The following is a 12,898-nucleotide window of genomic DNA, read 5'->3' on the forward strand; positions in this document are numbered from 1 at the left end:
GCGTCGTGGACGCGCCCGAAGTCGCGCTCCCGGCGGCGCAGCCCGTCGCCCGCACCCCACGAGAGCCAGGACGCTGCGATGCCCTACGTCGTCACGCAGCCGTGCTGCGCCGACGCCTCGTGCGTCGTCGCCTGCCCGGTCAACTGCATCCACCCCGCACCCGGCGAGCCGGACTTCGGCACGACCGAGATGGTCTACATCGACGCCCGCTCCTGCGTGGGCTGCGGTGCGTGCGTCACGGCCTGCCCGGTGGAGGCGATCAAGCCCGACACCCGGCTGACCGAGGACGAGCTGCCGTTCCTGGCGCTCAACGCGGCCTACTACGAGGTCTTCCCGCACGCCGACCGCGCGCCGCTGGCGGTCATCCCCCCGCAGCGTCGTCTCCTCGACGACGCCCCGCGGCGGGTGGCCGTCGTCGGCGCCGGTCCGGCGGGCCTCTACGTGGCCGACGAGCTGCTCAAGCACCCCGAGGTGAGCGTCGACGTCCTCGATCGGCTGCCCACGCCCTACGGCCTGGTGCGCGCGGGCGTCGCCCCGGACCACCAGCACACCAAGCGCGCCGTCGACCTCTTCGGCGCCATCGAGCGCGAGCGCGGGTTCTCCTACCTGCTCGGCGTCGAGGTCGGCCGTGACGTCACCCTCGCCGAGCTCGAGGAGCGCTACAACGCCGTCGTCTACGCGGTCGGCGCCGCCGCCGACCGGCCCCTCGGCGTGCCGGGGGAGGACCTCGAGGGCTCGCTGTCGGCCACCGACCTCGTCGGCTGGTACAACGGCCACCCCGACAAGCAGGACCTCCCCGTGCGGCTCGACCACGAGCGCGCGGTGGTCGTCGGCAACGGCAACGTCGCACTCGACGTCGCCCGCATCCTCACCGCCGACCCCGACGACCTCGCCGCCACCGACCTCGCCCGTCTGCCGTGGGCGCAGCTCGCCGCCAGCCGGGTGCGCGAGGTCGTGGTGCTCGGCCGGCGCGGCCCCGCCCAGGCGGCGTTCACGATGCCCGAGCTGATCGGCCTGGCGGCCCTGAGCCGCGGCGGCCGCGTCAACGTCGTCGTCGACGCCGGGGCGCCGCTCGAGGACGACGGCCCCACCGGTCAGGCCGCCCTCCTGCGCGAGCTCGCCGAGCGTCCGCTCCAGCCGCACCTGCGCACGATCGTGCTGCGCTTCCTCGCCTCGCCGACCCGCCTGCTCGACGACGGCTCGGGCCGCGTCGCCGGCGTCGAGGTCGCCCGCACCCGCCTCGAGACCGACGTCGAGGGCGTCGTCCGTGCCGTCGTCACCGACGAGCGCGAGGTCATCGAGGCCGGGCTGGTGCTGCGGGCCGTCGGCTATCACGGCCGGCCCGTCACCGACCTGCCCTACGACGCCGCCAGCGGCACCGTGCCGAACGAGCACGGCCGGGTGCGCCCGGGCGTCTACGTCGCCGGCTGGGTCAAGCGGGGGCCGAACGGGTTCATCGGCAGCAACAAGGCCTGCGCCCAGGACACCGTCACGACCCTGCTCGACGACCTCGACGCCGGCGTCGTCACCCCGCCGGCCGGGCCGGCCGGCACCGCCGACCTGGTCGCGACGCTGCGCGAGCGCGGCGTCGACGTGCTCGACGCCGACGACTGGCACGCCCTCGACGCCGAGGAGCGTCGACGCGGCACGTCGGCCGGGCGCCCGCGCACCAAGATCGTCGAGATCGAGGAGATGCTCCGCGTCGTCGCGGAGGCCCGCGAGGCCGCCGGGCGACGCAGTGGGTACGCTGCGCAACGCAGGAGGCGGGGACTCTTCGAACGGAGCTGACAGCGATGACCACCAGCGGCCAGGCGCGTCCGGACGGGCGGCAGGTGCGCTGGGACCGGCACAACCAGGAGCGCCGTCAGCGCATCATCGACGCCGCGATCGGCGTGATCAGCGAGAACGATCCGGGCGCGGAGTTCCACGTCCAGCAGATCGCCGAGCGCGCCGGCCTCTCCCGCACGGTCATCTACCGGCACTTCAGCGACCGCGCCGACCTCGACCGCGAGATCCAGGTCGCCATCCTCGACGACCTGTGGGCCCTGCTCCTGCCGGCGGTCACGCTCGACGGCACCATCCCCGACATCATCGAGCGCATCGTCTCCACCTACGTCACGTGGGCGGTCGACCATCCCTCGCTGCACCGCATCGCCGAGCAGGACACCATCGGCGACAGCCCGCTGCAGCAGGGCATCGAGGTCATCGCCCGTCAGCTCGTCGAGCTCATCGAGACCGCCGTCGACCTCCTCGGGGTCGACCCGCCCTCGGAGCTGCGCGCCGCGCTCGACCCCCTCGTCTTCGCGCTCGTGGGCGCGGTCTTCGCCGCCGTGCGGCGCTGGGTGAGCCGGCCCGTGCGCGAGCCCGGCGCCGAGGTCGTCGTCGCGCTGGTCACCGAGTCGGTCTGGTACATCCTCGACGGCCACGCCCACGCGCTGGGCATCGAGCTGCAGCGCGACCAGCCCATCGAGGAGCTCCTGGCCAGCGTGGAGGCGGAGGGGGAGGCGGGGTGAGCCTCGACCCCGACGGCCTCGAGCGGCTCTGGACGCCGCACCGCATGGCCTACGTCCGCACCGCGGGCCCCGAGGAGGCCGACGACGGCCCCACCTGCCCGTTCTGCCGCATCGCGGCGGCGCCGGCCGGGGGAGAGGGCGACCTCGTCGTGGCCAGAGGCGAGTCGGTGTACGCCGTGCTCAACCTCTACCCGTACAACCCGGGGCACCTCATGGTGCTGCCCTACCGCCACGTCGCCGACTACGCCGACCTCGACGACGTCGAGACCCGCGAGCTCGCCTCGTTCACCAAGACCGCCCTGCGCGCGATCCGGGCCGTCAGCAGCCCGCACGCCTTCAACGTCGGTCTCAACCTCGGCGGACCGGCCGGCGGGTCGCTGGCCGACCACCTCCACCAGCACGTCGTCCCGCGGTGGTCCGGCGACGCCAACTTCATGACCGTCGTGGCCGGCACGAAGACCCTCCCGCAGCTCCTCGGCGACACCCGGGGTCTGCTCGCGCAGGCCTGGGACGACGCCGAGGCGGGTCTGGAGCCCGACCCCCGCTAGCCTGCTGCCGTGCTCGACAGGTTCAAAGGCTTCTGGCAGGGCGTCATGCTCGCGCCCTTCGTCCGCCTCTTCATCCGCCTCGGGATCAGCCCCGACGCCGTCACCTTCGTCGGCACGCTCGGCGTCTGCTTCGGTGCGCTGGCCTTCTTCCCGCGCGGCCACCTGCTCACCGGCGTCCTGGTGATCACGGCCTTCGTCTTCAGCGACCTCATCGACGGCCAGATGGCCCGTCAGACCGGGCGCTCCTCGAAGTTCGGCGCCTTCTGGGACTCCACCCTCGACCGCATCGGCGACGGCGCGATCTTCGGCGGCCTGGTGCTCTACTTCGCCGGTCCCGGCGACTTCTACCTCTACGCCTGCCTCTCGCTGTACTGCCTGGTGATGGGCTCGGTCACCTCCTACGCCCGCGCCCGCGCCGAGTCGCTCGGCATGGACGCCAAGGGCGGCCTGGCCGAGCGGGCCGACCGCCTCGTCGCGATCCTCGTCATGACCGGGCTCGGGGCGATCTTCGACCTGCCGATCCTCATGTACCTGACCCTGTGGGTCCTGGCCTTCGCCAACACCGCCACGGTGGTCTACCGCGTGCGCAAGGTGCACGCCCAGGCGGTGCTGGACCCGGCCCTGTGAGGGCGCCGGCCCGCCACTAGAATCGGGGACATGTCTGACACCACTCCCGAGGTCCCCGCGACCGGCACCACCCGCGTGAAGCGGGGCATGGCCGAGATGCTGAAGGGCGGCGTCATCATGGACGTCGTCACGCCCGAGCAGGCCAGGATCGCCGAGGACGCCGGAGCCGTCGCCGTGATGGCCCTCGAGCGGGTCCCGGCCGACATCCGCGCCCAGGGCGGGGTGTCGCGGATGAGCGACCCCGACATGATCGACGGCATCAAGGCCGAGGTCTCCATCCCCGTGATGGCCAAGGCCCGCATCGGTCACTTCGCGGAGGCGCAGGTGCTGCAGAGCCTCGGCGTCGACTACATCGACGAGTCCGAGGTCCTCACCCCGGCCGACTACGAGAACCACATCGACAAGTGGGCCTACACCGTGCCGTTCGTGTGCGGTGCCACCAACCTCGGCGAGGCGCTGCGGCGCATCACCGAGGGCGCGGCGATGATCCGCTCCAAGGGCGAGGCCGGCACCGGCGACGTCTCCAACGCGGTCGGCCACATGCGCACCATCCGCAAGCAGATCCGCCAGCTCGCGGCCCTCTCCGAGGACGAGCTCTACGTCGCGGCCAAGGAGCTGCAGGCCCCGTACGCCCTGGTGGCCGAGGTCGCTGCGGCCGGTCGTCTGCCCGTGGTGCTGTTCACCGCCGGCGGCATCGCCACCCCGGCCGACGCGGCGATGATGATGCAGCTGGGCGCCGACGGCGTGTTCGTGGGCTCGGGCATCTTCAAGTCCGGCAACCCCCAGCAGCGCGCCGAGGCCATCGTCAAGGCCACGACGTTCTACGACGACCCCGACGTCGTCGCCAAGGTCTCCCGCGGCCTGGGCGAGGCCATGGTCGGCATCAACGTCGAGGAGCTCCCGCAGCCCCACCGTCTCGCCGAGCGGGGCTGGTGACCCGGAGGTCGCTGGCAGCATCGGCACGGTCCGACGGCGGCCGTCCCCACGCGGGGGCGGCCGCCGTCGGCGTCCGTGCGACCTCTAGGCTCGCCGCCGTGTCGAGCCCCACCATCGGCGTCCTGGCCCTGCAGGGCGACGTCCGCGAGCACCGCCGGTCCCTGGAGTCGCTGGGGGTCGCCACCCTCGCCGTGCGACGCCCCGACGAGCTCGCCGCCTGCGACGGCCTGGTGCTGCCCGGAGGGGAGTCGACGACGATCATCCGGCTGGCGCGCATCTTCGAGCTGCTCGCGCCGCTGCGGGCGGCGGTCCGCGACGGGCTGCCGGTGCTCGGCACCTGCGCGGGGATGATCCTGCTCGCCGACCGCGTGCTCGACGGGATGGAGGGTCAGGAGACCATCGGCGGCCTCGACATGACGGTGCGCCGCAACGCCTTCGGGCGCCAGGTCGACTCCTTCGAGGGCGAGGTCGACGTCGTCGGCCTCGACGCCCCCGTGCACGGCGTCTTCATCCGCGCGCCGTGGGTCGAGGACGTCGGTCCGGGCGTGGAGGTGCTGGCCCGCGCGCAGGGCGGTGAGGCCGACGGTAGGATCGTCGCCGTTCGCGAGGGCCGTCTGCTCGCCACGTCGTTCCACCCCGAGGTCGGGGACGACACCCGGGTGCACGGACTCCTCGTCGACCTGGTCCGCGGCGGCTGAGCCGCGGGGGCCGGTCTCGGGCGAGCCGAGATCAGTGACGATCCCGTGATCCAGCGAGTGAAGAGGTAGCGCATGTCCGGCCACTCCAAGTGGGCGACCACCAAGCACAAGAAGGCCGCGATCGACGCCAAGCGCGGCAAGCTGTTCGCCAAGCTGATCAAGAACATCGAGATCGCAGCGCGCATGGGCGGACCGGACCCCGCCGGCAACCCGACGCTCTACGACGCCATCCAGAAGGCGAAGAAGCAGTCGGTCCCGAACGACAACATCGACCGCGCGGTCAAGCGCGGCGGCGGCCTCGAGGCCGGCGGCGCCGAGTACGCCACGATCATGTACGAGGTCTACGGCCCCCAGGGCGTCGCGCTGCTCATCGAGTGCCTCACCGACAACAAGAACCGCGCCGCGATGGAGGTGCGCACCGCCGTCACGCGCAACGGCGGCACGATGGCCGACCCCGGCTCGGTCTCGCGCCTCTTCGAGCGCAAGGGCGTCGTCGTGGTCACCAAGGCCCAGGAGGGCAAGGAGATCACCGAGGACGACGTCCTCGAGGCCACCCTCGACGCCGGCGCCGAGGACGTCGCCGACCACGGCGAGGCCTTCGAGATCACCTCCGCCCCCGGCGACGTCGTCGCGGTGCGCACCGCGCTGCAGGCCGCGGGCATCGACTACGACTCCGCGGACGTCCTGTTCCAGGCGTCCATGGACATCCCGGTCGCCGACCCCACCGCCGCCACCAAGGTCTTCAAGCTCGTCGACGCCGTCGACGACCTCGACGACGTGCAGAACGTCTTCTCCAACGCCGACATCCCCGAGGACGTCCTCGAGGCCATCGACGCCTGAGTCCGCCCGGGTCGCCCGGGTCGCTGGGCCCCCGCGGACCGCTCCCGCCCGCGTGTCGCCGTCCCCGGCGGCCGCGGGCGGGCTACGTTGGGGCGTGCGAACAGACGTTCGACACCCCGTCGTCCGACACCGAGGAGGAGCCGCGTGCGCGTGCTCGGCATCGACCCCGGCCTCACCCGCTGCGGGCTGGGCCTCGTCGAGGGCTCGGTGGGCCGTCCGCTGCACCTGATCGACGTCGGCGTCGTGCGCACCAGCGCCCAGCTGCCGGTCGCCGAGCGGCTGGTCACCATCGAGCGCGGCGTCGAGGCCTGGATCGAGGAGCACCGGCCCGACGCGGTCGCCGTCGAGCGGGTCTTCGCCCGCTCCGACGTCAGCACCGTCATGGGCACCGCCCAGGCCAGCGGCATCGCGATGGTCGTCGCGGCCCGGCGGGGGATCCCGCTGGCGCTGCACACGCCCTCGGAGGTCAAGGCCGCCGTCACCGGCAACGGCCGCGCCGACAAGGCCCAGGTCGGCGCGATGGTCACCCGCATCCTGCGCCTGGACGCCGTCCCCAAGCCCGCCGACGCCGCCGACGCGCTGGCGCTGGCCATCACCCACGTCTGGCGCGGCGGCGCACAGGCCCGCCTCGAGCAGGCCCGCGCCCAGCTGCGCACCACCACCGGGAGGATCTCGTGATCGCCTTCGTCCGCGGGCGGGTCGCCGGCGTCACGCTCTCCACCGCCGTGGTCGACGTCGGCGGCGTCGGGTTCGAGGTGCAGTGCACGCCCGGCACCCTCGCCACGCTGCGCGAGGGCGCGAGCGCCACCCTGCCCACGAGCATGGTCGTGCGCGAGGACTCCCTGACCCTCTTCGGCTTCCTCGACGTCGAGGAGCGCAGCACCTTCGAGCTGCTGCAGACCGCGTCGGGCGTCGGCCCGAAGCTGGCCCAGGCGATGCTGGCCGTGCTCGGCCCCGACGACCTGCGCCGCGCCGTCGCCGGCGAGGACGTCAAGACCCTCACCCGGGTGCCCGGGATCGGCCAGAAGGGCGCCCAGCGGATCATCCTCGAGCTCAAGGACCGCATCGGCGCGCCCACCGGCCTGGCCCGGCCCGCCGTCGTCGCGCCCGGCGAGGAGCCGTGGCGCGAGCAGGTCGTGCAGGGCCTGATGGGCCTGGGCTGGTCGGCGCGCGACGCTGCCGGCGCGGTCGAGGCCGTCGCCGACCAGGCCGGCGACCAGCCCGACGTCGGCGCGCTGCTGCGTGCCGCGCTGCGCACCCTGGCCCGGAGCTGATCCGTGGCCCGTCACGACGACGCCGATCTCGGCGGCCTGGGCGACCTCGACCCGCTCGACCCGCTCGCTCGCGCCGAGGCGGCCCACCTCGACCGTCTCACCGCCGCCGAGGCGGAGGGCGACGAGCGCGCCGTCGAGGCGGCGTTGCGTCCCCGCACGCTGGAGGAGATCGTGGGCCAGGCCCGTGTCCGCGACCAGCTCGGGCTGGTGCTCGAGGCCGCCCGACTGCGGGGCCGCGCGCCCGACCACGTCCTGCTCTCGGGCCCGCCCGGCCTCGGCAAGACCACGCTGGCGATGATCATCGCCGCGGAGATGGGCGCTCCGCTGCGGCTCACCTCCGGCCCGGCGATCACCCACGCCGGCGACCTCGCCGCGATCCTCTCGGGCATGAACGAGGGCGACGTCCTGTTCATCGACGAGATCCACCGCATGTCCCGGCCGGCCGAGGAGATGCTCTACATGGCGATGGAGGACTTCCGGGTCGACGTCGTCATCGGCAAGGGCCCCGGCGCCACCGCGATCCCGCTCGAGATCCCGCCGTTCACCCTCGTCGGCGCCACCACCCGCGCCGGCCTGCTGCCCGGGCCGCTGCGCGACCGGTTCGGCTTCACCGCGCAGCTGGAGTTCTACGAGCCCGACGAGCTCGACCGCATCGTGCACCGCTCGGCGGGGCTGCTCGGCGTCGCGCTCACGCCCGAGGGCTCGGCTCAGATCGCCTCGCGCTCGCGCGGCACCCCGCGCATCGCCAACCGACTGCTGCGCCGGGTGCGCGACTTCGCCCAGGTGCGCGCTGACGGCGTCGTCACGGAGACCGTCGCCGAGGCCGCGCTCGACCTCTACGAGGTCGACGCCCTGGGCCTGGACCGCCTCGACCGCGCCGTCATCGACGCCCTCTGCGCCCGCTTCGGCGGCGGCCCGGTCGGCATCTCGACGCTGGCCGTGGCCGTGGGGGAGGAGCGCGAGACCGTCGAGGAGGTCGCCGAGCCGTTCCTGGTCCGCCTGGGCTTCCTGGCCCGCACGCCGCGCGGACGCGTCGCCACCCCCGCGGCCTGGGCCCACCTCGGCCTCCGCGCCCCCGCGCCCGGCCCGGACGCCCCGCTCTTCGAGGAGTGAGCCCCCGCCCGCGGGGGTGAGGCGCGGGGCTCGGCCCGGGCCGAGCCCGCGGTGCGGGGACCAGCGTCAGGGACCGGCGTGTCCGCGGTTACACTCAACCGTCGCGCGCGCCGGGCCCGTCCCGGACTGCGTGCGACGCTCGTCGTCTGCCGCCATGTGAAGGGTCTCTCGTGAAGGAACTGGCCTCGTTCCTGCCGCTGATCTTGATCGCCCTGGTCTTCTGGGCGCTCCTGATCCGCCCGCAGGCCCGACGGGCGAAGGAACTCTCGGCGATGCAGCGCTCGTTGAGCGTGGGCGAGGAGGTCATCCTGACCTCCGGCGTGTTCGGCGTCGTCGAGCAGCTGGAGGACGACCACGCCCGGCTCGTGATCGCTCCGGGAGTCACCATCAAGGTCGCACGCGGCGCCATCGGGGGCGTCGTCCGACCCGACGCCCAGCCGGATGTCCCGGCCGGGCCTGAGGAGAGCTGAAGACAATGGCACGCAACACTCCCCGGCCGGGGCGCACCCTCGTGGTGTTCTTCCTCGGGGTGGCGATCCTGTACGGCTTGGTGACGCTCGGCGGCACCTGGAAGCCGGCACTCGGCCTCGACCTCGAGGGCGGCACGCGCATCACGCTCATCGCGAAGGGCAACCCCTCGACCGAGAGCATCAACGAGGCGCGCAAGATCATCGACGAGCGCGTCAACGGCTCGGGCGTCGCGGAGTCCGAGGTGACCACCCAGGGCAACCGCTTCGTGGTCATCGAGATCCCCAAGGACGCCCGCCGCGACCTCATCGACACCGTGCAGCGCCAGGCCCAGCTGCGCTTCCGCCTCGTGGCGTGCGCCCCGGGCACCGGCGCGTGCGCAGCAGCCGCCGGCGCGAGCGCCGGCACGGGCGCGGGCACCGGCACCACCATCCCCGGCGTCGGCGCGGGCAGCGGCTCCACCGGAGGCAGCCAGGGCAACAACCGCCCGGCCCCCGCGTTCGGTCGCGTCCACGCGGCCGACACCAGCCCGTCCGCCAGCCCGTCGACCAGCCCCTCGGCCAGCCCGTCCGCCAGCACCTCCGGCGACGCCAGCCCCTCGGCCAGCCCGTCGGCCAGCGGCTCGGACGCCTCCGTGCCCGGCACCGTCGCGAAGCTCAGCGCCGACCAGCAGAAGCTCGTCGACACCTGCCTGTCCTCGGCCGCCGACGACAAGCTCACCGCCAAGCCGCTGGACTGGCGCTCCAAGCCCACGTCGGCCTGCATCGCGGCCTACAACGCCTACCAGTGCCCCACGGCCGCGCCGTTCCAGGCGATGCCCGACGACCCGAAGCTGCCGCTCATCACCTGCAGCGAGGACGGCATCCCCTACCTGCTCTCCGCCGCGGCCGTCGAGGGCACCAACCTCAAGACCGCCGGCACCGCGGTGCCGCAGGGCGGCATCGAGCCCGTCGTCACCCTGCAGTTCGACGGCACCGGCACCAAGCAGTTCGCCGCCATCTCGACCGCTCTGGTCGGCAGCGACGACCTGTTCGCGATCGTCCTCGACGGCTCCGTCCTCAGCGCCCCGCGGATGACCGGTCGCATCGTCGACGGCAACGCCCAGATCGAGGGCGACTTCACCCAGGCCAGCGCCACCAGCCTCGCAACCAGCCTGCGCTACGGCTCGCTGCCGATCGCCTTCGAGAAGCCCTCGACGCAGACCATCGGCCCCTCGCTCGCCGGCGACCAGCTCAACGCCGGCATCGTGGCCGGCCTGGTCGGTCTGATCCTCGTGGCGATCTACTGCCTGGTCTACTACCGCGGCCTGGGCCTCGTGGTGCTCGGCTCGCTGGCCGTCGCAGCGGCGATCACCTATGCGATGGTGCTGCTGCTCGGCGTCAGCGCCGGCTTCACGCTGACTCTGCCCGGCATCGCCGGACTGATCATCGCGGTGGGCATCACGGCGGACTCCTTCATCATCTTCTTCGAGCGCATCCGCGACGAGATGCGCGAGGGCAAGTCGATGCGCGTCGCCGTCGAGTCCGGCTGGGCCCGCGCCCGCGTCACTCGCCTCGCGGCCAACGTGGTCTCGCTGCTCTCGGCCTCGGTGCTCTACCTGTTCGCCACCGGCGTCGTGAAGGGCTTCGGCTTCGCGCTGGGCCTCTCCACGGTCATCGACCTCGCGGTCCTGTTCTGGTTCACCAAGCCCGCGGTCTCCTTCCTCGCCCGCTACCGGTTCTTCAACGGCGGCGGCAGGATGTCGGGCCTCAGCCCGGAGTCGCTCGGCATGGACGCCACCGCGGTCCCGCGGACGTCCTCGCTCAGCTCCAAGCTCTCGGCAGGAGGGAACGCCTGATGGGCAAGTTCTCGCGGCTCGGCAACGAGCTCTACAACGGCCGCCGGTCGATCGACTTCGTCGGTCGTCGGGGCGTGTTCTACGCGGTCTCCCTGGCCCTCGTGGCCGGCGCGATCGCGATCATCCTGCTCAAGGGCATGAACTTCGGCGTGGAGTTCACCGGTGGCGTGCAGTACCAGGCCACCGTCCAGGCCGGCGAGGCCACGCAGGACGAGGCCGACACCCTGCGCCAGAAGATCGCCGACTCCGGCGTCGAGGGCGCGGGCAACCCGACGGTCACCACGGCCGGCGACTCCGGCCTGATCATCCAGGTCGAGGAGCTCTCGCAGGCCGCCAACGACCAGCTCTCCGGGATCATCACGAGCGAGCTGAACATCGCGCCCAGCCAGCTCTCGCAGGACGAGATCGGCGCCAGCTGGGGCCGTGAGGTGGGGCAGCGCGCCGCCATCGGCGTCCTGGTGTTCCTGATCCTCACGGTGCTCTTCATCTGGGGCTACTTCCGCGAGTGGAAGATGTCGGTGGCCGCGCTGGTGGCCCTCTTCCACGACATCGCGCTGACGATCGGCGTCTACGCCATCTCCGGCTTCACCGTCACCCCGTCCGCGGTCACCGGCCTCCTGGCGATCCTCGGCTTCTCGCTCTACGACACCGTCGTGGTCTTCGACAAGATCCGCGAGAACACCAAGGACCTCCGCGGCTCGAGGACCACCTACGCGGCCGCGGCGAACCTGGCGGTCAACCAGACGCTGGTGCGCTCGATCAACACCTCGATCGTGGCGCTCATCCCGATCGGCGCGATCCTCTACGTCGCCACCGTCCAGCTCGGTGCGAGCTCGCTGCAGGACCTCGCGCTCGCGCAGTTCGTCGGCATGGCCGTCGGCGTGTACTCCTCGGTGTTCCTCGCGCCCCGCGTGCTGGTGCACCTGAAGTCCACCGAGGACGAGGTCAAGCTCGCCGAGAAGCGGGCCAAGGCCCGCGCCAGGGCGCAGGCCGACCGCTACGCCAGCGTCCCGGCCTTCAGCGACGACCTCGCCGTGGCCGAGGAGCCGGCCGAGCTGAGCGAGGACGACGAGGTCGTCCCGGCGGCCCCGCGCACGGCGCCGCCGCGTCAGCCCGAGGCCACCGGCCGCGGTCGCACCGCCCCGTCGGCCCGCGGCCCGGTCGAGCGCAGCGGCTCCGCGGGTCGGCAGCAGCCGAGCCGGCAGTCGAAGTCCAAGCGCGGCAAGCGCTGAGCGTGGACACGGCCATCGCCCTGGCCTCGGCCCGCGAGGCGCTGGGCCGCCACCTGCGCGACGTCCCCGACTTCCCCGAGCCGGGGGTGGTGTTCAAGGACATCACCCCCGTGCTCGGCGACGGCGAGGGGCTGCGCAGCATCGTCGAGGGGCTGGCCACGGCCGGTCGTGACGCCGCGGGCTCGCCCGCGGTCGACGCCGTCCTCGGCATGGAGGCGCGCGGCTTCATCCTCGGGGCGCCGGTGGCACTGGCCCTCGGCACCGGCTTCGTGCCGGTGCGCAAGGCCGGCAAGCTGCCCCGCGAGACCCATGCGGTCTCCTACGACCTCGAGTACGGCTCCGCGACCCTCGAGCTGCACCGCGACGCCATCCGTCCCGGTGAGCGCGTGCTGCTCGTCGACGACGTCCTCGCCACGGGCGGCACCGCCCGCGCCACCTGCGACCTCGTCGCCGCCGCCGGGGGAGTGGTCGTCGGCGTCGCCGTGCTGATGGACCTCTCCTTCCTGCCCTGGCGCGAGGCGCTCGGCGAGGTGCCCGTCACCTCGCTGCTCTCGGTCTGAGGCAGCACGGGTCGATCGACGCGATGCGCCCCGGCGGGCCGTGCGGTCCGCACTAGACTGACCGCGTGAGCGACGACGCACGCGGCACCGCAGCCCAGGCCCCCGAGCAGGCCGAGGACGCCGCGGAGCGCGCTGTCGCCGAGCCGCCCTCGCTCTCGCGCATCGCAGCGGAGGACGCCACGCCCGCCGGGGAGCGTCCCGCCCCCGGTGCGGCCGCCGGCTCGGCCGGCGGACTGCGCACCGCCGCGGCCC

General features: G+C 73.3%; 15 protein-coding genes. All 15 read left to right on the forward strand.

Going from position 1 to position 12,898, the window contains the following annotated elements:
- A partial coding sequence (locus ACZDWJ_RS17740) for an FAD-dependent oxidoreductase (protein WP_463523148.1) occupies window positions 1–1,788 on the forward strand: 1,788 nt, incomplete at its 5' end.
- 5 nt (window positions 1,789–1,793) lie between these two features.
- Entirely contained in the window at window positions 1,794–2,513 is a 720-nt protein-coding gene (locus ACZDWJ_RS17745) for a TetR/AcrR family transcriptional regulator (RefSeq protein ID WP_463523150.1), read from the forward strand.
- Window positions 2,510–3,061 (forward strand): HIT family protein, encoded by a 552-nt coding sequence (locus tag ACZDWJ_RS17750; protein ID WP_463523152.1) that lies wholly within the window; start codon window positions 2,510–2,512, stop codon window positions 3,059–3,061. The genes ACZDWJ_RS17745 and ACZDWJ_RS17750 overlap by 4 nt, the downstream gene beginning before the upstream one ends.
- A gap of 9 nt (window positions 3,062–3,070) precedes the next feature.
- Window positions 3,071–3,688 carry a phosphatidylinositol phosphate synthase gene (gene pgsA / locus ACZDWJ_RS17755; RefSeq protein ID WP_463523154.1) on the forward strand — a complete coding sequence of 206 codons (618 nt, stop codon included), beginning with the start codon at window positions 3,071–3,073 and terminating at the stop codon, window positions 3,686–3,688.
- A 30-nt stretch (window positions 3,689–3,718) separates the two neighbouring features.
- A complete protein-coding gene (gene pdxS / locus ACZDWJ_RS17760) occupies window positions 3,719–4,624 on the forward strand; it encodes a pyridoxal 5'-phosphate synthase lyase subunit PdxS (RefSeq protein WP_463523156.1) in 906 nt (301 codons plus the stop codon).
- 98 nt (window positions 4,625–4,722) lie between these two features.
- A complete protein-coding gene (pdxT, locus tag ACZDWJ_RS17765; protein ID WP_463523158.1) occupies window positions 4,723–5,322 on the forward strand; it encodes a pyridoxal 5'-phosphate synthase glutaminase subunit PdxT in 600 nt (199 codons plus the stop codon).
- A 72-nt stretch (window positions 5,323–5,394) separates the two neighbouring features.
- Window positions 5,395–6,162, forward strand: a complete 768-nt coding sequence (locus ACZDWJ_RS17770; RefSeq protein WP_463523160.1) for a YebC/PmpR family DNA-binding transcriptional regulator — start codon at window positions 5,395–5,397, stop codon at window positions 6,160–6,162.
- A 144-nt stretch (window positions 6,163–6,306) separates the two neighbouring features.
- Window positions 6,307–6,840 carry a crossover junction endodeoxyribonuclease RuvC gene (ruvC, locus tag ACZDWJ_RS17775; RefSeq protein WP_463523162.1) on the forward strand — a complete coding sequence of 178 codons (534 nt, stop codon included), beginning with the start codon at window positions 6,307–6,309 and terminating at the stop codon, window positions 6,838–6,840.
- Complete coding sequence (gene ruvA / locus ACZDWJ_RS17780; RefSeq protein ID WP_463523164.1) at window positions 6,837–7,436, forward strand: Holliday junction branch migration protein RuvA; 600 nt, start codon at window positions 6,837–6,839, stop codon at window positions 7,434–7,436. Before ruvC ends, ruvA begins: the two co-directional genes overlap by 4 nt.
- A gap of 3 nt (window positions 7,437–7,439) precedes the next feature.
- A complete protein-coding gene (gene ruvB / locus ACZDWJ_RS17785) occupies window positions 7,440–8,549 on the forward strand; it encodes a Holliday junction branch migration DNA helicase RuvB (protein ID WP_463523166.1) in 1,110 nt (369 codons plus the stop codon).
- 170 nt (window positions 8,550–8,719) lie between these two features.
- On the forward strand, window positions 8,720–9,019 hold the full coding sequence (yajC, locus tag ACZDWJ_RS17790; RefSeq protein WP_463523168.1) for a preprotein translocase subunit YajC: 300 nt from the start codon (window positions 8,720–8,722) through the stop codon (window positions 9,017–9,019).
- Between the two features lie 5 nt (window positions 9,020–9,024).
- Window positions 9,025–10,854 carry a protein translocase subunit SecD gene (gene secD / locus ACZDWJ_RS17795; protein ID WP_463523170.1) on the forward strand — a complete coding sequence of 610 codons (1,830 nt, stop codon included), beginning with the start codon at window positions 9,025–9,027 and terminating at the stop codon, window positions 10,852–10,854.
- Entirely contained in the window at window positions 10,854–12,086 is a 1,233-nt protein-coding gene (gene secF / locus ACZDWJ_RS17800) for a protein translocase subunit SecF (RefSeq protein WP_463523172.1), read from the forward strand. Before secD ends, secF begins: the two co-directional genes overlap by 1 nt.
- Before the next feature lie 20 nt (window positions 12,087–12,106).
- Window positions 12,107–12,646 (forward strand): adenine phosphoribosyltransferase, encoded by a 540-nt coding sequence (locus ACZDWJ_RS17805; RefSeq protein ID WP_463523176.1) that lies wholly within the window; start codon window positions 12,107–12,109, stop codon window positions 12,644–12,646.
- A 65-nt stretch (window positions 12,647–12,711) separates the two neighbouring features.
- Window positions 12,712–12,898 (forward strand): hypothetical protein (locus tag ACZDWJ_RS17810; protein ID WP_463523174.1); only part of this gene is annotated, 187 nt, incomplete at its 3' end.

The sequence above is a fragment of the Nocardioides sp. B129/18 genome (genome assembly GCF_055282735.1).

Excerpts from the sequence above, each read along its gene's own strand:
- ACZDWJ_RS17745 (WP_463523150.1), top strand. The coding sequence starts at position 1,794 with ATGACCACCAGCGGCCAGGCGCGTCCGGACGGGCGGCAGGTGCGCTGG.
- pdxS (WP_463523156.1), top strand. The coding sequence starts at position 3,719 with ATGTCTGACACCACTCCCGAGGTCCCCGCGACCGGCACCACCCGCGTG.
- ACZDWJ_RS17770 (WP_463523160.1), top strand. The coding sequence starts at position 5,395 with ATGTCCGGCCACTCCAAGTGGGCGACCACCAAGCACAAGAAGGCCGCG.
- secD (WP_463523170.1), top strand. The coding sequence starts at position 9,025 with ATGGCACGCAACACTCCCCGGCCGGGGCGCACCCTCGTGGTGTTCTTC.
- secF (WP_463523172.1), top strand. The coding sequence starts at position 10,854 with ATGGGCAAGTTCTCGCGGCTCGGCAACGAGCTCTACAACGGCCGCCGG.